19 protein-coding genes and 1 riboswitch are annotated in these 17,432 nt (G+C 33.6%); of the genes, 3 read left to right on the forward strand and 16 right to left on the reverse strand.

What is annotated here, in order from left to right; genetic code table 11:
* Positions 1 to 40 precede the first annotated feature (40 nt).
* The 3 genes from dapA to ACYQ1E_RS00105 all read left to right on the forward strand — a co-directional run bounded on the left by dapA (position 41) and on the right by ACYQ1E_RS00105 (position 3,925).
* Positions 41 to 922 (forward strand): 4-hydroxy-tetrahydrodipicolinate synthase, encoded by an 882-nt coding sequence (gene dapA / locus ACYQ1E_RS00095; RefSeq protein ID WP_459874626.1) that lies wholly within the window; start codon positions 41 to 43, stop codon positions 920 to 922.
* 98 nt (positions 923 to 1,020) lie between these two features.
* Positions 1,021 to 2,262, forward strand: coding sequence for a beta-ketoacyl-ACP synthase II (gene fabF, locus ACYQ1E_RS00100; protein WP_459874627.1), 1,242 nt, complete (start codon positions 1,021 to 1,023; stop codon positions 2,260 to 2,262).
* Positions 2,263 to 2,272: 10 nt separating this feature from the next.
* Positions 2,273 to 3,925, forward strand: a complete 1,653-nt coding sequence (locus ACYQ1E_RS00105; protein WP_459874628.1) for a class I adenylate-forming enzyme family protein — start codon at positions 2,273 to 2,275, stop codon at positions 3,923 to 3,925.
* A 92-nt stretch (positions 3,926 to 4,017) separates the two neighbouring features.
* Here the strand turns inward: ACYQ1E_RS00105 and ACYQ1E_RS00110 are convergent, their stop codons facing one another.
* The 16 genes from ACYQ1E_RS00110 to ACYQ1E_RS00185 all read right to left on the reverse strand — a co-directional run bounded on the left by ACYQ1E_RS00110 (position 4,018) and on the right by ACYQ1E_RS00185 (position 16,848).
* Positions 4,018 to 4,209: a CooT family nickel-binding protein gene (locus ACYQ1E_RS00110; RefSeq protein WP_459874629.1), complete on the reverse strand. Its 192-nt coding sequence runs from the start codon at positions 4,207 to 4,209 to the stop codon at positions 4,018 to 4,020.
* A 10-nt stretch (positions 4,210 to 4,219) separates the two neighbouring features.
* Complete coding sequence (locus ACYQ1E_RS00115; RefSeq protein ID WP_459874630.1) at positions 4,220 to 4,417, reverse strand: DUF8180 domain-containing protein; 198 nt, start codon at positions 4,415 to 4,417, stop codon at positions 4,220 to 4,222.
* A gap of 19 nt (positions 4,418 to 4,436) precedes the next feature.
* Positions 4,437 to 5,630 (reverse strand): nickel pincer cofactor biosynthesis protein LarC, encoded by a 1,194-nt coding sequence (gene larC / locus ACYQ1E_RS00120; protein WP_459874631.1) that lies wholly within the window; start codon positions 5,628 to 5,630, stop codon positions 4,437 to 4,439.
* A 15-nt stretch (positions 5,631 to 5,645) separates the two neighbouring features.
* Complete coding sequence (cobO, locus tag ACYQ1E_RS00125) at positions 5,646 to 6,161, reverse strand: cob(I)yrinic acid a,c-diamide adenosyltransferase (protein WP_459874632.1); 516 nt, start codon at positions 6,159 to 6,161, stop codon at positions 5,646 to 5,648.
* Between the two features lie 236 nt (positions 6,162 to 6,397).
* Complete coding sequence (gene cobJ, locus ACYQ1E_RS00130) at positions 6,398 to 7,153, reverse strand: precorrin-3B C(17)-methyltransferase (RefSeq protein WP_459874633.1); 756 nt, start codon at positions 7,151 to 7,153, stop codon at positions 6,398 to 6,400.
* Positions 7,154 to 7,166: 13 nt separating this feature from the next.
* Positions 7,167 to 8,225: a cobalt-precorrin 5A hydrolase gene (locus ACYQ1E_RS00135; protein WP_459874634.1), complete on the reverse strand. Its 1,059-nt coding sequence runs from the start codon at positions 8,223 to 8,225 to the stop codon at positions 7,167 to 7,169.
* A complete protein-coding gene (cobM, locus tag ACYQ1E_RS00140; RefSeq protein WP_459874635.1) occupies positions 8,209 to 8,964 on the reverse strand; it encodes a precorrin-4 C(11)-methyltransferase in 756 nt (251 codons plus the stop codon). Before cobM ends, ACYQ1E_RS00135 begins: the two co-directional genes overlap by 17 nt.
* Positions 8,965 to 10,206: a precorrin-6y C5,15-methyltransferase (decarboxylating) subunit CbiE gene (cbiE, locus tag ACYQ1E_RS00145; protein WP_459874636.1), complete on the reverse strand. Its 1,242-nt coding sequence runs from the start codon at positions 10,204 to 10,206 to the stop codon at positions 8,965 to 8,967. It abuts the gene before it with no gap.
* The gene (locus ACYQ1E_RS00150) at positions 10,182 to 10,496 is read right to left on the reverse strand and encodes a J domain-containing protein (RefSeq protein ID WP_459874637.1); all 315 of its coding nucleotides are present in this window, start codon (positions 10,494 to 10,496) and stop codon (positions 10,182 to 10,184) included. Before ACYQ1E_RS00150 ends, cbiE begins: the two co-directional genes overlap by 25 nt.
* Positions 10,497 to 10,501: 5 nt before the next feature.
* Positions 10,502 to 11,596 (reverse strand): cobalt-precorrin-5B (C(1))-methyltransferase, encoded by a 1,095-nt coding sequence (locus ACYQ1E_RS00155; RefSeq protein WP_459874638.1) that lies wholly within the window; start codon positions 11,594 to 11,596, stop codon positions 10,502 to 10,504.
* A gap of 7 nt (positions 11,597 to 11,603) precedes the next feature.
* Positions 11,604 to 12,539 (reverse strand): zinc ribbon domain-containing protein, encoded by a 936-nt coding sequence (locus tag ACYQ1E_RS00160; protein WP_459874639.1) that lies wholly within the window; start codon positions 12,537 to 12,539, stop codon positions 11,604 to 11,606.
* Positions 12,540 to 12,632: 93 nt separating this feature from the next.
* Entirely contained in the window at positions 12,633 to 13,265 is a 633-nt protein-coding gene (locus ACYQ1E_RS00165) for a precorrin-8X methylmutase (RefSeq protein WP_459874640.1), read from the reverse strand.
* Between the two features lie 48 nt (positions 13,266 to 13,313).
* Positions 13,314 to 14,027, reverse strand: coding sequence for a precorrin-2 C(20)-methyltransferase (gene cobI / locus ACYQ1E_RS00170; protein ID WP_459874641.1), 714 nt, complete (start codon positions 14,025 to 14,027; stop codon positions 13,314 to 13,316).
* A 25-nt stretch (positions 14,028 to 14,052) separates the two neighbouring features.
* Positions 14,053 to 15,039: an ABC transporter substrate-binding protein gene (locus ACYQ1E_RS00175; protein ID WP_459874642.1), complete on the reverse strand. Its 987-nt coding sequence runs from the start codon at positions 15,037 to 15,039 to the stop codon at positions 14,053 to 14,055.
* The gene (locus ACYQ1E_RS00180; RefSeq protein WP_459874643.1) at positions 15,026 to 15,832 is read right to left on the reverse strand and encodes an ABC transporter ATP-binding protein; all 807 of its coding nucleotides are present in this window, start codon (positions 15,830 to 15,832) and stop codon (positions 15,026 to 15,028) included. The genes ACYQ1E_RS00175 and ACYQ1E_RS00180 overlap by 14 nt, the downstream gene beginning before the upstream one ends.
* Before the next feature lie 2 nt (positions 15,833 to 15,834).
* Positions 15,835 to 16,848: a FecCD family ABC transporter permease gene (locus tag ACYQ1E_RS00185; RefSeq protein ID WP_459874644.1), complete on the reverse strand. Its 1,014-nt coding sequence runs from the start codon at positions 16,846 to 16,848 to the stop codon at positions 15,835 to 15,837.
* Positions 16,849 to 16,933: 85 nt separating this feature from the next.
* Positions 16,934 to 17,170: riboswitch (cobalamin riboswitch) on the reverse strand.
* Between the last annotated feature and the right edge of the window lie 262 nt (positions 17,171 to 17,432).

The following is a 17,432-nucleotide window of genomic DNA, read 5'->3' on the forward strand; positions in this document are numbered from 1 at the left end:
TAATCTTAAAAGGGGAGTTAAAAAATCAGGAGGAAGAGTTATGAATTTTTTTAAAGGAGCATTTACCGCTTTAGTAACACCTTTTAAAAAGGGACAAATAGATGAGGAGAAGTACAGGGAACATATAGAATGGCAAATAGAAAAAGGTATCCATGGGCTTGTCCCCTGTGGAACAACTGGAGAATCTGCTACAATGTCACATGAGGAGCATAAGAGGGTAATAAAAATATGTGTTGAGCAAGTAAATGGTCGTGTGCCTGTAATTGCAGGAACAGGTTCAAATAATACTAAAGAGGCAATTGAACTCACAACCTTTGCCAAAGAAGCTGGTGCTGACGCAGCTCTGGTAATAACCCCATATTACAATAAACCAACACCTAATGGTCTAATACTACACTATAAAGAAATTGCAAAAGCAGCTCCTATGCCAATTATAGTGTATAATGTCCCTAGCAGAACTGGCACAAACCTTTTGCCTCAAACCTTATATGATATAAAGAAAAATATCCCTGAAGTTGTTGGCGTCAAAGAAGCAAGTGGAAACATAAGACAGGCATCTGATATATTAGAACTTTGTGGAGAGGATTTTATAGTACTTTCAGGTGATGACTTTATTACTTTTCCCATGCTTGCGATAGGGGGAAGAGGTGTAATCTCAGTGGTAAGTAATATAGTGCCTGATAAAATGGCAAAGATGTGTAATGCATTTTTTGATGGCAATATAGAAGATGCTAAAAAAATCCATTATGAACTTGCTCCCTTATGTAGGGCCATGTTTTTTGAAACCAACCCAATACCAGTAAAAACATCTTTGCATCTAATGGGCAGGATGGAGTTGGAATTTCGCCTCCCACTCTGTGAAATAAAGCCAGAAAATAGAGAAAGACTTGAAAAGGTATTGAAAGAAACAGGTATTCTTTAAAAAATTTTTAATTAACTCTACAAAATATTTGACAAAGTTTCAGTAGAAGAGATATAAAAATAACATTTTCATGCAGGTAAGAAAGGTGGGAGCATATAATGGAGAGGCAAGTCGCTGTTATCACTGGAATGGAAGTCATTACACCCCTTGGAGTAGGAGTAGAAAAATCGTGGCAGGAGCTCATTCAAGGCAAGTCAGGTATTAGGCGTATTACTCTATTTGACCCATCTAATCACCGTTGTCAAATTGCTGGAGAGTGCAGAGATTTTTCACCAGAACAATTTTTGGATAAAAAGAGTGTAAGCCGTTTTGATCGCATGTTTCATCTTTTTATATCTTCAGCCATACTTACTATTGAAAAATGGAAGTTTTCGTATACACAGGATCCCTATCGTCTTTCAGTTATAGGCGCTAGTGCTATTGGTAGTTCCTCAACATTTGAGCGAAACTGTAAAGAATTGAATGCAGGAGGCCCACGCAAAGTCTCTCCATTGTGTGTAGTAGCTATAGCGTCAAATACCGCTGCTTCTGAAGTAGCAAGACGAATAAATGCAAGGGGACCTCAATATTTTTTACAGGAAGCCTGTGCAGCTGGAACAAAGGCTATTGCTACAGCTACTTTATTGATACGGCAGGATATAATTGACGCTGCTATTGTTATAGGTGCAGATGCCGGTATTACTCCAACTCTCATTGCAAGTCTGGGTAATCTTGGGGCAGTTGCTACAGGAAAGTGGAATGAATGTCCTGAAAAGGCTTCTAGACCTTTTGATGCTAAGAGGAATGGATTTGTCCCGTCAGAAGGAGCTGGATGTGTGATTATTGAGTCATTAGAACATGCAGAAAAACGAGGGGCAGAGCCTCTTGCACAAATAGCCGGCATTGGAGCCACCTGTGATGCCTATCACCCAACAGCTCCTGAGCCTTCAGGAGAGAGTATAGTTAGGTGTATGGAGCTCGCTATAAAAGATGCAGGTATTAGTCCAGATGAGGTGGATTATATCAATGCGCACGGAACCTCGACCCCCCTTAATGATATGATTGAAACCAAAGCAATTAAACAGGTATTTGGAAAACACGCATACAATATTCCAATTTCTTCAAACAAGTCTATGATTGGTCATATTTGGGGAGCTGCTGGGGTGGTAGAAACAATCTTTTCCATAAAATCTATTCTAGAAGGTATTATTCCTCCCACAATAAACTTTGAACACCCTGATCCAGAATGTGACCTTGACTATGTGCCAAACAGGGCCAGAAACTCAAAGGTTAACATAGTTCTTTCCAATTCTTTTGGCTTTGGAGGAATTAATGCTTCAATTATTTTAAAACAGGTGTAGGGAGTAAAAAATGGCTACTTACAATGAAGAGTTTTTTCGCAAGCTTTTTGAGAAAAATTTTGTTTATATTAGAGGTTTTTTACGGAATGTCCAACGCCATGGAGAGAGGGTAGCACTTATTGACGCGTCCTCAGGAAAGAGGTGGAGTTATGTGCAATTAAACGCAGAAGCAAATAGATTTGCCAACGCCCTTTTATCCTCTCAAATATCTCCCCAGGATGTAGTAACATATCAACTGTTCAACTGTCCTGAATTTGCCTTTATTTACCTCGGATGTCAAAAAATTGGTGCTATTAACAATCCTATTAACTTTCGGTTTTCCCCTCAAGAAATAGCTCACATCCTCGAGGATTCTCGCAGCAAAGTTTACATATTTGATGCTTCAATCAAAGATAATGTTAAAAAAGCATTAACCCTTTCATCCCATAAACCCAAAAAAATGATTGTGGTTGGAGCAGATGAAAATAAAGAGGATAGTTTTGCAATCAGCTACAACGAATTTGTGAGTAATGCTTCTGAAAATGATCCACAAGATCCAGATTCTTTTGGAGTAAATGCTTATAAAGAATCAACCCGGCTCTACACATCAGGTACCACTGGACTGCCTAAAGGGGTACCTCTTAACAATATCAACGAAATTATGGCTATCTATGATTTAATGATGGCTCTTCACTTAAATTTGGATGATGTTATGTTAAATATTTCTCCATGGTTTCATCGCGGAGGTATACATATAGGGGGGCCTTGTCCTGCACTTTACGCAGGTGCATCAATAGTTGCTATGAAATTTTTTTATCCCAGGACTACCCTTGATGTGATTAGTAAATATAATGTGACATTTGTTGTTGGGGTTCCCACAATGTATAAACTCTTAGTAGAAGAACAGAAAAAACGTAAAAAGGATCTTTCAAAACTTAAGGGAGTAATTGCCATGGGATCCCCCTTAAATAAGGAACTTTGTCTGGAAATGCAGAAAATATTAACACCTAATATTTATAATGGCTATGGTACATCTGAAACATTCTGGAACACCCTATTATTACCTTATGATCTGCCTCAACATGCTGGGAAAATTGGAAGGGCACGTATGGAGGACGAAGTGAGAGTTGTAAAAACATATGAAGACAGACTGGCAGAACCTGATGAGATAGTGGCTCAGAATGGACAAGAAGTGGGCGAGATTATAATAAAAACCTTAAAAGGTTCATACGATTATCTCCACAGACCTGAGGAAGTTAAAAACAAGGTTTATAGGGATTGGTTTTATACAGGAGATATGGGGGTGTGGGATGAAGATGGATATATAACTGTAGTTTCACGTAAAGATGATATGATTATTGTAGGTGGAGAAAATATTTATCCCACAATTATTGAAGGAGTAATTGAGAAACATCCCAAGGTTATGAGTTGTGCAGTTGTTGGAGTGCCAGATCCCCAGCGAGGAGAAGCCCTTGCAGCTTATGTGGTAAAAAAAGATGAGACACTCACTGTTGAAGAACTTAAAGCTTTTATACAAAAGGATCCAGCACTTTCCCAATATTATCGTCCTAGATATTATTGTTTTGTAGAAGAATTACCCATGACAGCCACAGGTAAAAAACAGCATTATATTTTACGTCAACAGGCAGAAAAGGATCTCAAAGAAAAACGTTTAATAAGGTAATAATATCTTTATCTCCTTCCCCCCGAAACATATAAGAGAGCACCCTCTTTTACCTTTACCTCAAGTGGAGGGGGAGGTAATAAAGCCTTTCTTTATTCTTCTTGAAACAGGATTTCGTTTTTTGAACCATCAAAACAGACAAAATGCCCTCTTATTTCTTTCTTTTCTCCAAATATATTCTGGGCAATATAGCTTTTATCATTCTTTGTAATCAAATCAACGGATTCCATTATTTTTTCTTTAGAACCTTGTTTCTTTAATAAAATCAAACTATAATCACACATAAACGTCTCCTTATATATTTTTTAAGGCCTCTTGTATTTCTCTATTCATATTTTGTGTATGTTCTACTAAATTTAAAATGTATTTTGATGCAGATTCAAGCCCATTTGATTTTAACTCATCTGCAAGTTTTTTGTATTCTTGTATATGCTTATTGTTATGTTCCATCCAATGCTCTAATCTTTTTTTTATTTTTTCAGTATATTCCATCTTTACCTCCTTTGACATATTAATCTAAATCTTTTTCCCCTATATTAAGACCATATTCCATTAATTTTAGTCTAACTTCCACAGGAGACATCCCTTTTTTTTCACAGAGTATCTTTAAAGATTCAAATTCAGGCCTTTTATAAGATCTATCTTGAAATTTGAATTCCTTTAGAGCAATATTTCCCAAGTTAGTATTAACAGAAGTTGTAAATCTATCTAATTTGACCCTCTTTGTTTTGTTTACTCTCACTCCCAAGCTCATAGTGTTTTTAAAAATAAAAGATAAGACATCATCTAAACTATCTTCAGAACAAATTACCTTTAATATCCCTGCTGGCCTATTTTTTTTCATAACTCCAGTAATAAAAAATACATCCAAGGCACCAGCTTCTAATATGGTATCAAAAATATATCCTATTTCTTCTCCTGTCATGTGGTCTATATTTGTCTCCAAAACATAGACCTCATCTTCTAAAAATCCCTTTTTTTTCTCCTCTATTTCTTCAAATAAAATACCCCTTAAAATATTTGGGATATTAAGCTCCATGTGCCCTATGCCTATCCCATCTAAAATGAGTTTTCCTTCTGGTTTTTTATTGTAGGAATCCACTACCTGATCTAAGATTAAGGCCCCGGTAGGAGTTATAAGCTCCTTATTTTCAGAGGTAAAAAATATGGGTTTGTTCTTTAATAATTTTAAAGTAGCTGGAGCTGGTAAAAAAATTGTCCCATGTTCACACAAGATATGTCCTTCAAATAAAGGTATTTTTGATGAATAAACTTTTAAAACTCCAAGTTTCTCAAGACAAAAAAAACATCCAACTATGTCAACTAAGGTATCAACAGCTCCAATTTCGTGGAAATGTACATCGTAAGTTGATATTCCATGTACCTCTGCCTCCACCTGTGCCAATTTTCTAAAAGCCTTAATAGACTTTTGTTTTATATTGCTACTTATATTTAATCTATCAACAATTTCTTCTAGATCAGATAAATTTCTAAATCTCTGTTTTTTGTTAAAATAAATATCAACTCTGGTTCCAGAAAAGCCCTTTGTTCTTCTTTTTTGGTAAGCTATTTTAACAGGTATGACTTCTGATATAATGGATTCAAGCTCTTTTAGATCCACTCCAAGATCGGCCATAAGGGCAAGAAACATATCGCCGCTAATTCCACCTATTAGCTGGAGATACAATGTATTAGTTTTACTCATGATCTTTATTTGTACCTACTTTTCTATACCTTCTCTAGCCACAACACCCTTTACATAATAATGTTTTATTTCTCTCATCTCAGTTACCAAATCAGCAATATCTATAATTTCTTGTGGAGCATATCTACCAGTCAATATCAATTCAACATTTTCTGGTTTATTTTTAATTATATCAACTACTTCATCAATAGGAAAAAGATTATAATAAAGGGCAATATTAATTTCATCTAATATTACAACTTGATATTCACCGCTATTTATAATTTCTTTGGCCTCTTTAAGACCATCTCTGGCACATTTTATATCTTCTTCTGTTGGATCGTGGAATATAAAACACTCTCTTCCAAATTGTTTAATAGTGATTAAATCACTAAATCTTTTTAAACTTTCAAGTTCACTATAGTGCATTCCCTTAACGAACTGGCCAATAAATACCTTTAAATTGGCACCAGCTGCCCGCACAGCCAATCCTATGGCGGCGGTTGTTTTTCCCTTTCCATTTCCTGTATAAACCTGGACATAACCTTTCATAAATCCTCCTCCTTTAATTGGTAATCAGACTCTCCCAATGTTATATAAAGTATCTTTTCCTTTTTTTACCCTATCCAATAAAAAATGATAACCAAGGATAGTCTTTCCAGAACCTGGCCCACCTCATACCAGATAGGACCTTTTGCTAATAAATGCCCCCTTTGTCAAAAAACTTAATTCTACATTTAAGTCCCATGTTAGAAAAAGTCAATCAATACTAAAAATATAAAAATTAGTTATACTTCATACTTTTCAAGATATCCCCTGGGAGTTACCATAAATCTTCCAATGTTTTTGGTCTTTGAATTGCCTACAATTATCAAGGTAAACATATCTATCTCATCAAAATCTATATCTCTTAAATTTGTAATAATTATTTTTTCTCCATCCCTTGTTGCATTTTTTACAATCCCAACAGATGTTTTTTCATCTCTAAATTTTCTCAATATATTTATAGCCTCAATAATCTGCCAATTTCTCTTTTTTGATTTTGGATTATAGATTACAGTAACAAAATCCCCTTCTCCACATAAATGGATCCTTTTTTCAATAACATCCCAGGGAGTCATTAAATCACTTAAACTAATACACGCAAAATCATGCATTAGAGGTGCACCTAAAGATGCTGCACATGCAACAAAGGCAGGGATACCTGGTATTATTTCCACTTTAATCTGATTAATTAATCCTTTTTTGTCTAAGATTTCTAAAATAAGACCAGAAAGCCCATAAATACCAGCATCTCCACTACATACAACAGATGTATCTTTTCCATCTAATACATACTCAATAGCTGCCTCACACCTTTTTATCTCACCCATCATACCAGTTGAATATACCTCTTTTCCATTTATTAAATGTTCAATTAATTCTATATATTTTTTATAGCCAACAATTACATCAGAATTTAGAATTGCATCCTTTGCATAAAAACTTATGTGTTCATCTCCTCCAGGACCGATTCCTATAATGTTTAATTTACCATAGTTCATATCAATATATCTCCTATTTTGAATATGTTAAATCCTTTATAGCTACAGCAATTGTAACATTTTTTGATTTTCTTTTCTCAACTATTAATTTTCCTTTTGAAGCTATAATTGCACAAGCTTCACTGACACTATGTACTCCCATATGTCTTTTAACATTTTCAGATGGATTTGGAACTTTTATTTTGTCTAATTTGAAGTGATCAATAAAAATGAGCTCTTTTTTTAAAATTTTTGCAAAGTCTATTATACCCTGTTCATTGCTTTTTTTATCTGTAGTTACTATGGCACAGACTGAAGGAATAGCTAAATTTTCTTTAGAAAATACGCTGTTAAATAGATTTAAAATTTCTGAAAAATGGGTATTCTTATTACAACCTATGCCAACGTATAATACCTTTGGATATAAAATTATTTTATTCTTATCTACTTTATTTTTTTTATAATCACATATAATTCCTATATCGCTTTTTTTTAAATTATTTAAATCACTTGTAATGACAAGAGGATAATCTGAAGGGAAGAAAGAGTGTATATTTAAGTAATTCAAAGGATCATATATAAAAATTGGTTTATAATTTAATATAGCTGAATTTATAATTTTAATCTTATTTATATCATCAATTGTTAAATTCAAAGTCCTTGCTATTTCATCAATTGCTGGCAAATTAAAAGAATCTGTAGCAGTAGTTATGACGGGAATTGCATTAATTTTTTTTGCAACATATCTAGTAAGGGAATTTGCACCGCCTAAGTGGCCAGATAAAAGACTTATTACATACTTGCCTGCTGGATCTATAACCAGTATGGCAGGGTCTATTTCTTTGGAACATATAAAAGGACATATAATTCTTACTACTATACCTGTTGCACAAATAAATATATGTGATTTGTATTTAAAAAAATTTTCTTTCACAATATTTTTTATATTATTAAACTCATGGCTGTTTATATTCTTTGTAACCCCCTTTTTTACAAATAGTTCTGCACTATCTATATATTTTAAAATCTTTTGTGCTACTCTAAGACCAAATTTATTTAAAACATAAATTGCTATTTTATTTTCTGTAACCATGGGAAAACTCGGGGTCATATAGCTTTGAAAAATATATCTGGTCTTTATAGGGTAATATCAAAAACACTGCCTGTCTTGTTATATTATTTTCTTTAACACTATCTATCAAATTTTCTAAATCAGTTATAATTATTTTTTCATCTTCCCATCCAACACGATATCCAATTACAACAGTAGTATTTTTTTTATATCCCGCTTTAAGACACTTTTTCTGAAGTTCATCTACCTTTGAGGCGGATAGATAAATGGCCATAGGACATAGAGTTGCTGCAAGATTTTCAAAGCTTTCTCTCTCTGGCACCTTGGTCTTTCCTTCTAATCTGGTAATTATTAGAGTCTGGGCCATTTCTGGAATTGTAAAACAAACCTTGGCCTTTGCTGCAGTTGCAAATGCAGCAGAAATTCCTGGAATTATTTCATAAGCAATATTGTCTTTTTCTAAAAGATATACCTGCTCATGGATAGCACCATATATGGAAGGATCTCCTGTATGCACCCTTGCAACTAAAAGGCCTTTTTTTATGGAATCCCTTATGATTGAATGTATTTCATCTAAGTTTAAGGGAGCAGAGTTTATTATTTTACATTCTTTTTTGGCAAATTTCTTAACTAAGTCTTCAGGGACTAATGAGCCAGCAAAGATTATCACATCTGCCTTTTGAAGTATTTCTGCTGCCTTAATTGTCAAAATATCTGGATCACCAGGTCCAGCCCCAATAAAATATACCTTTGCTTCCATCTAATCTACCTCTCTTTTAAAAATAGTTATAATTATTACAGGATTTATGGGCACAAAATAAAAACTCTCAGATAGTTCTTTTGCCCTATTTATATTCATCTGAATTACCTCAAAGTGAACTTTATTTTTCTTACAAAAACTTATACACCTATAAAAGCTATTAAAAAGAACAGTATTTACCACTATTATTCCACCAGATTTTAATCTTTCATATGATAAATTAAGTAACTCGGGATTATTTATAAGGCCACCACCAATGAAGATTCTATCAGGACGAGGCAGGGACTCTATTATATCTTCTGCATTATTTTCTATTACTTCTAGTGCATAGACTCCAAACCTCTTTCTATTTAATCTAATTATCTCAGCACGTCTTGGATCTTTTTCTATAGCATATACTCTGCCTTTTTTTGCTAATGTAAGTGCTTCAATAGAAACAGTTCCAGATCCAGCTCCAATGTCTAAAATAATACTGTCTTCTCTAATCTGCATGTTAGACAATGAAATCACCCTTACCTCTTTTTTAGTAAGTTGTTTTTTATCTGTAAAAAATAGACTATCATCCATTCCAAGATAAGGACTTATTTCTGGATCCTTTTCTCTTTCTAAGATCAAAAAGTTCAAAGAAGAATAATCTAAGTTTAATACATCCTTTATACTTAAACTCAAAACCCTTTCTGAACTAAGACATAGATCTTCAAAGATATGAAATTTAAAATTCAATATATCTCTATCTAATAATATCTTTGCTATTTTTGCAGGTGTATGTGATTTATCAGTAAATACACCCACATATCTATTCCAGGAAATAGCACTAAACAGATCAAACATATTATCTCTACCGTGCAAGGAAACAACATAGATGTCTTTAAGAGATAATCCAAGCCTTGCTCCTGCCCTTTGAACAACCGATACATTGGGATAAATTTCAACAATATCTCTTCCAAGTTCTCTTATGAGTCTTTCACCAATTCCGAAAAAAAGGGGATCACCATCAGCCAATACAACTACATTTTTGTCTTTCAAAGTCTTAATCTTAGCTATTAATTTATCTATAGGTGGGACTATTTTTAATTTTTGACAGTTAATATAATTAAAGGGGCTTAATTGTCTAGCTCCTCCAATTAATATATCTGCATTTTCAATTATTTTTACGTATGATGGAGGGATATCTAAAAAATTTTGTCCAAGTCCAATAATTTTTATCATATTTTTCTTTATTTTTCTTTTGTCCTTCCCCACAAAGGGTCTTCACCAAACCTATAAAACCACCATTCATCGTCTTTTAAAAATCTTTCAATATCTTGTTTTTTAAATGAAATTTCATAAGTGTAACAATAATCCATGAGTAAATTATATGCATCAATTATCTTTTTTGTCATTTTTTGTAAGTATTCCACATCACCTTCTCCAGCATCTGGATGATATTTTTTTAATAGATTTAGATAATTTTCTCTAATTTCCTTTATAGATGTTTTTTCTCCAATATTTAACAATTCTCTGGCCTTTTTTATTTTTAAAAAGGTATCCATAAGTGCTATCCTTGATAGGACATGATAAAATCTTCTGTATAATCAAACACGTAGTAAATTATTTTCAATCTGTAGCTAGAAAAATTCTTTGCCACTAAAACAGCCTTATTACATAAAAATTCTATAAATTTCATTTTTTTTTCTTTTTCTGTATCCACTATTTCCATGACATGTCTACCAGTATTGGCTTTTTTTATCTCAAGACATATTTCCTTTGAATAGCCAATTTCTTTTGCCCATTTTGAAAGTAGATCAAAATCTATTTTTGTGTCCCTTGCATGGGTGTATTCATACCCTTGTGCCATTTTAATTAATTTTCCAGGAAAAACACCAAAACTAATGGTGTTAAATCCCTTTTTGCTTGCACATTTAAGAGAAAATTTAAAAAAATCTGCAATTTGTATAAATGCTTCTTTTGGAAGGGAATTTAAAATATTCATTAAAAGCCGCTCGCTCCTGCCACCAGTTGTAAGGGCTATGTGATCCAGACCCATTGTTTTTGCAACATCCATTGCCAGAAAAATAGTTTTTTTATAGGCCTCGGCAGAATAAGGAATAACTGTTCCCCTTGTCCCTAAAATAGATACCCCTCCAATGATCCCAAGCCTTGGATTTAAAGTCTTTTTAGCAATTTTTTCCCCTTCTAACACCTCTATTATTACACATACCTTTGCCTTAACTTTGAACCTATTTAATATCTCTAAAACCCCATTTTTAATTTGTTCTCTGGGAACAGGATTTATGGCGGCATGACCAATCTTAACAGGTAAACCTGGTTTTGTTACAATTCCAACCCCTTTTCCACCGAAAATCTCAACATTGGATTCATCATCTTGTTGTTGCAATGATACCCTTGCGCAAATAAGGGCTCCATGGGTGACGTCAGGATCATCTCCTGCATCCTTTTGTACCCATACTCTGGCAAAATTTCCTTTTTTAAAGATTTTCAGTAGAGGAATTCTTAATCTTTTTCCAGATGGAGTTGGAATGTCCATTTCTCTTTTTTGCTCACCTAAAATTGCCATAACTGCCGCCATTGCAGCAGCAGTAGCACATGATCCAGTAGTGTAACCTATTCTTAGGCCTGTTTTTTTGCCCATTTTTTATTTAAGATTCACCATAAACATCAGAAAAATTTAATATATCCATATATTCCCATTCTCTGTACGCCATACCAAGAATTTTCTGTTTTGTAAGTAGATTTAAAATATCTTCTTCTAAACGAAGAGATGCAAAGATTAACACAAGCTCTTTATCTTTGTGTTCAGAAAAGAGCTTTAAAAAATTTTCCTTCTTTTTATTCTTAAAATCAAAAACATATTCAGGACGTGGTGTACTTTTTACTTCAAATAAAAACACCTTATCTTTACATACACAGATTGCGTCAAATTCATCTTTTAATCCATTTTTCTTTCTCTTAATCCTAATAGCTATTTCTTGGGGATCACAATTAAAATATTTTCTAACAACAGGCCCAATGGCAGGAGCAACTATATCTTCAACAATAGTTCCCATTTTATTTGCCAGTTCTCCCCACTGTTTATTCATTCTCTTTCTGTCTTCATTTACTTCAATCTTAAACTCTCTCATCTCATCCTTGAACTCCTTCATCTCATCCTTAAATTCTTTCATTTCATCTTTGAAGGCCTTCATCTCGTCCTTAAACTCCAGCATCTCATCTTTAAAGGCCTTCATCTCGTCCTTAAACTCCAGCATCTCATCTTTAAAGGCCTTCATCTCATCTTGAAATACTACTACTCCATCCTTGAACTCCTTCATCTCATCCTTAAATTCTTTCATTTCATCTTTGAAGGCCTTCATCTCGTCCTTAAACTCCAGCATCTCATCCTTGAAATCTTTCATTTCATTCTTAAATTCCAGCATCTCATCTTTAAAATCCTTCATTTCGTCCTTGAAATCTCTCATCTCGTCGCTCAATCTAGCTATCTTCATCTCAGTTATTCTTGACTGACGTGCAAGCTGGATGAGTGCATCTTCAAGTATATTTACTTTTTCCTTAAGGGCTAATTCTTCCATCTCCATATCCTCTCCAATCCTCCGAATAGTTGATAGTTTAATGGCAAGTATCCACTATCCTCATTACCTCTTCAAGTCGTTATTATAAAAAAATTCAAGCTAACACAAATCGAAAAATGCGTTAATTGTGGCAGCAACAATTGGGGACCCACCTTTTCGGCCTTTGAGCACAATATAGGGAACGATTGAGCGAGAAATTAATTCTTCCTTTGACTTAGCAGCACCCACAAAGCCAACCACCATTCCAAGGATAAGGGCTGGTTTCACCTCTCCTTTTTCCATTAAATCAATCAAATGAAATATAGCAGTTGGGGCATTACCAATTCCAAAAATAATATCTTTTCCAAGTCTGACAGCCTTTTCAATAGCAACCATAGACCTTGTGCAATTTCTAATCCTTGCCTCTTTAACAACATCTTCATCTGATACAAAACATTTAACCTCTACATTAAATTTTTTTAGCCTGGCCTTGCTAATTCCAGCTTTTGCCATATTGGTATCTGTGACAATTATACATCCATTTTTTATTGTCTTTTTTCCCATCTCTATGGCATCAGGATGAAAAACTATATTATCTAACACATCAAAATCTGCAGTAGTATGGATAATCCTCCTTACGATCTGCCACTTTTCATTGGAAAATGGAATACTCCCCTTAATTTTTTTTGTCTCTTCCTCTATTATTTCAAAAGACCTTTTTTCAATCTCTTCAGGACGAATTATATTTAACATAGTTAACTCCTATAATTAAGCAAAAAATAAAAAATATCCCATCGCAGCTTATTTACCTTTTTTTGAAATTATCAATGTCCAATATAATGCCTTTTTATTTAATAGATCTTCAATGTTATGTATAATTTCCTGATCAGCAAATCCACATCTTTTAACAGCTACGCTAGATTTTAACCTCCCTGTCTCTTTTAAAGCAGCGTATATATCTTTAATATTTTTATAGGCCTTTAAAAAAATAATATTGTCAGATATAGTTGAAAGTCTTCTTAAATGATCACCACCTTTAACTCCTGATACTACAGTTAGTACCTCCTCACCTTCCGCAAGTACTGTCTTAGTAACTGCTGCAGATGCCTGATAAGATGTAATACCAGGAATTATTATTATTTCAACATCTGGAGCAATCTCTTTAAAACATCTCAACAAATATCCAAATGTGGAATATGTTAAAGGATCTCCTACTGTCAAAAAAGCTACATCCTTACCATTATATACATCTTCTTTAACCCTTTCAGCATGTGAGCGCCAGTATTTCTCTGCCTCTTGTGTGTCTAAAACCATAGGAAAGGCTAAACAAATGCATTTAGTAGTATTTGGAATATATTTTGATGCAATATCAAATGCAATTGAATGGTCATTTTTGGTAGATGATGCAGAATATATCACATCTACCTGCTTTAGAATTTTTATAGCCTTTACTGTTATTAAGTCTGGGTCTCCAGGACCTACACCTATCCCGTATAATTTCCCTTTTTTCTCCATAATGACCTCTCCATCAAAATTAAGCTTATTTTTTATAATATTTTTTTAGTATATTTTGAATACGTTGTTTAACCTTATTATCATAATAATTTGGATATAAAATATGGCCTATTTTATATATTCCCATCAATAGCCTAATGGTAGGTCTAGATGTAATTTCCTCAAGTACAAGATGTATCTCATTATTTTTCACTGCTTTGATTATATTAAAACCTGGCTCATTTTTTATATCTTTTATTCTTATCCTATTCATACGGCCTTGTTGAGACAAAAAAACATCTATCTCACTAGCATGAGACAATATTTTCTCTTTGCCGTAATCTGCTATATTTGAATTTCTTACTTCATATGCATCCTGGGCTATATTTATCCCTCCAGCAGATTTCAAAACAAAGATTGGTATGGAATGTGGGGCAAATGTCTTAAATTTTCTGTGTATAGACTCAAAATAAACCCTTTTTTTGTGTTTTATTTTTTTATTTATTGAATGAAAAAATTCTATAGTATCTCTAAAATCTGCAATCATTTGTTCTGCATTTTGTGTTTTTCCAATAATTAAACCTAATGTTTTCCAGTAGCTATATAGAGAAGATATATTATTTGGCTGTATTGAAATAACAGCTATATTTTGTTTTTTAAATTTTTTAATTAAATTGGGATATCCAAATTCTATCATTGGCCTGATTAATATTAAATCTGGTTTAACTACTAAAAATCTTTCAATCCCAAAATGATAAGAAAATTTTGGTTTATTTAATATATAAGGTGGATATGTATCACTTATAGATATGCCCACTATGCTTTTATAACCATTTAATGCACATAGATTTTCTGTATGTGCTGGATATAAAGAAATTATTCTATTAAATGGCTTAATTATTTTTATATGCCTTCCTCCATCGTCAATTAAACTATCATTTTTTATTTTAAAGCCATAGCCCAATGTTGAACTAACTACAAATAAAAATAAGATAATGATTAGAGATTTTTTTAGATTATTATTTTTTCTCATACTCATACCTCCCATTTGTAAATATTACTTGATAACAATTTAATTTTTCTTCAAAACGAAGCAGTACTTCAACTTCAAATATCTGTTCTAAGATATCTTCACTTATAACTTCAGCTGTAGGACCACCTATTATAATCTTACCCTCTTTTAAAAATATTAATTCATCACAAAAAAATAAGGCCTCATTTATATTGTGAAACACGCATATTACAGTTCTATTGTTATTAATTACTCTTTTTTTGAAACTCTCTAAAATCCTTAAACTGTGTTTTATATCCAGATTAGATGTTGGTTCGTCCAACAAAAAAATTGGTGTATCCTGGACTAGGGCCCGTGCTATCATAACCCTTTGCCTTTCCCCTCCACTTAATTCAGTTATCAATCTGTGTTTAAACTTAAATATATCAATTTCTCTTTGTATTTGTTCTACAATTTCAAGATCTCTTTGTGTTGGTAAAGAAAATCTTTTGATATATGGATACCTACCCATGGTCACTATTTCATCAACACTAAAGGGGAAATTAAAAGTAAAACTTTGGGGCACATAGGATATTTTCTTTCCAATTTCTGATTTTTTTATTTGTTTTATATGTTTTTTAAATAAAAATACATTGCCTTTCTCTGGACTCTTAAAACCAAGCAATATATCAAGCAATGTAGATTTTCCACTTCCATTTGGGCCCAAAATACCGTAAAATCTCCCGGGATAAAACTTAAAACAAATGTCCTTTAAAACAGGAAGATCTTGGTAGGAAAAGGAAACATGATCTACTTTTAAGATTTCACTAACCACTTTTAAAAACCCACCTGTTTTTTTCTAAAAATATAACAGAAAAATGGTCCGCCTATTAGGGCAGTAAGCACTCCTATTGGAACTTCTGTAGGTAAAACAGCCCTGGTGAGTGTATCAGCCATAGTGAGCATAATAGCCCCGCATATCAGAGATATAGGCAAAAGTTTTAAATGATTTGGACCTACTATTGATCTCATCATATGAGGAACAAGCAAGCCCACAAAACCAATAATTCCTGAAAAGGACACGCAAACTCCAGTTAGAAGAGAACCAAATACAAGCAATAATATACGCACCTTATTTGGATCTACACCCATTGATAGAGCTGTTTTTCCCCCAAGGCTGAGCAAATTAAGTTCTCTATAATAAAAGATAAATACCCCAAAGGATATGACGAGAGAGAGCATAATTAAGAGTGCACTTGCCCATGTAGATGATGCAAAACTCCCTAAAAGCCAGAATACAATAACTGAGACCCTCTCTTGGGCAAGGTATTTACAAAAGCTAATACCGGCAGAAAGTATTGCTGAAACAATAACACCTGATAAGATCAAATTGTTTGAAGAAATTCCCCCACTGGAAGTAGAAGAGAGATACACAACTACAAGAAGGGTTATAAGCCCAAAGACAAACGCGAAAAAAGGTACACTATAGATCCCTAAGAAGTTGAACCCAAAAAGCAAGGCAACTGATGCTCCAAAGGCAGCGCCTGCAGAAATTCCCAGGGTGTATGGGTCTGCTAAGGGATTCAGAAGAATGCCCTGAAACACAACTCCACAAACAGATAGGGCTGCGCCAACTAAAGCGGCACAAATTATACGGGGCAGTCTAACCTCCCACACAATAGAATAGTGAATACTGGAAATATCATGGTATCTTATGCCAGTGATCTTAGATAAAAGGATCTTAATAACTTCAAAAATAGGGATCTTTACAAATCCAAGACTAAGGGAGGTAAATATGGTGAATAAGAAAAAAATACATGCAAAAATAAGTTGAAAATAAAATTTTTTCATAAAAAATCCCAGTTTGTCTTTTTTATGACAAACCAGGATGTCCCATTTTCATCCAGGTTCAAAAATATCTTACCCTTAAAGGGCAAGATATGCATCCATTCAGGCAGGTCTTCTGACTCTAGGGATCATCCTACTCACTGCGCCTTCCCACCAAGCACGTAAAAGAGTTCTAAGTTCTATGTTTAAGGTTCAAGATTAAAATCTAGGTGCTTTGGCAGTGGCCTTTGCAGCTTTCGTCCCCCTATCACAGCGATGGGTTCGTTCCCGATTTTCACGGGATTCCCTTTTAAGCCCCCATGGGCACCTGAAGGACATATTAAATCCCCAAAGAACTTTTTTAAAAGTAAATGTTGAATTTAAAATAGTTGATAATAAATAAAAAAAAATTCTTCAAGCAAAACTTAAATCATTCAGCAATTCTCAGTGAAAAATACAAAGGATGTAAAAAGTGAGAAAAAAACAATGTTGTGAAAAAGCTTATTTTTCCTAAATCTTATAGAAGGGAGCATAGATTTTGAGAAGGCGTGTAAATTTTGTAATGGAATCAACTTTATGCTTAGAATTTACCAGAAAAGCCGGACAAG

The sequence above is a fragment of the Desulfothermus naphthae genome (assembly GCF_054657475.1).

What these genes read in the sequence shown, in the direction of transcription:
- ACYQ1E_RS00155 (WP_459874638.1), bottom strand. Translation starts at nt 11,596, where the DNA reads ATGGGCAAAAAAACAGGCCTAAGAATAGGTTACACTACTGGATCATGT.
- ACYQ1E_RS00185 (WP_459874644.1), bottom strand. Translation starts at nt 16,848, where the DNA reads ATGAAAAAATTTTATTTTCAACTTATTTTTGCATGTATTTTTTTCTTA.
- ACYQ1E_RS00160 (WP_459874639.1), bottom strand. Translation starts at nt 12,539, where the DNA reads ATGGAGATGGAAGAATTAGCCCTTAAGGAAAAAGTAAATATACTTGAA.
- fabF (WP_459874627.1), top strand. Translation starts at nt 1,021, where the DNA reads ATGGAGAGGCAAGTCGCTGTTATCACTGGAATGGAAGTCATTACACCC.
- ACYQ1E_RS00150 (WP_459874637.1), bottom strand. Translation starts at nt 10,496, where the DNA reads ATGGATACCTTTTTAAAAATAAAAAAGGCCAGAGAATTGTTAAATATT.
- ACYQ1E_RS00115 (WP_459874630.1), bottom strand. Translation starts at nt 4,417, where the DNA reads ATGGAATATACTGAAAAAATAAAAAAAAGATTAGAGCATTGGATGGAA.
- cobO (WP_459874632.1), bottom strand. Translation starts at nt 6,161, where the DNA reads ATGAAAGGTTATGTCCAGGTTTATACAGGAAATGGAAAGGGAAAAACA.
- ACYQ1E_RS00175 (WP_459874642.1), bottom strand. Translation starts at nt 15,039, where the DNA reads ATGAGAAAAAATAATAATCTAAAAAAATCTCTAATCATTATCTTATTT.
- cobI (WP_459874641.1), bottom strand. Translation starts at nt 14,027, where the DNA reads ATGGAGAAAAAAGGGAAATTATACGGGATAGGTGTAGGTCCTGGAGAC.
- cobJ (WP_459874633.1), bottom strand. Translation starts at nt 7,153, where the DNA reads ATGAACTATGGTAAATTAAACATTATAGGAATCGGTCCTGGAGGAGAT.
- larC (WP_459874631.1), bottom strand. Translation starts at nt 5,630, where the DNA reads ATGAGTAAAACTAATACATTGTATCTCCAGCTAATAGGTGGAATTAGC.
- ACYQ1E_RS00110 (WP_459874629.1), bottom strand. Translation starts at nt 4,209, where the DNA reads ATGTGTGATTATAGTTTGATTTTATTAAAGAAACAAGGTTCTAAAGAA.
- ACYQ1E_RS00135 (WP_459874634.1), bottom strand. Translation starts at nt 8,225, where the DNA reads ATGGTTACAGAAAATAAAATAGCAATTTATGTTTTAAATAAATTTGGT.
- ACYQ1E_RS00165 (WP_459874640.1), bottom strand. Translation starts at nt 13,265, where the DNA reads ATGTTAAATATAATTCGTCCTGAAGAGATTGAAAAAAGGTCTTTTGAA.
- ACYQ1E_RS00105 (WP_459874628.1), top strand. Translation starts at nt 2,273, where the DNA reads ATGGCTACTTACAATGAAGAGTTTTTTCGCAAGCTTTTTGAGAAAAAT.
- dapA (WP_459874626.1), top strand. Translation starts at nt 41, where the DNA reads ATGAATTTTTTTAAAGGAGCATTTACCGCTTTAGTAACACCTTTTAAA.
- cobM (WP_459874635.1), bottom strand. Translation starts at nt 8,964, where the DNA reads ATGGAAGCAAAGGTATATTTTATTGGGGCTGGACCTGGTGATCCAGAT.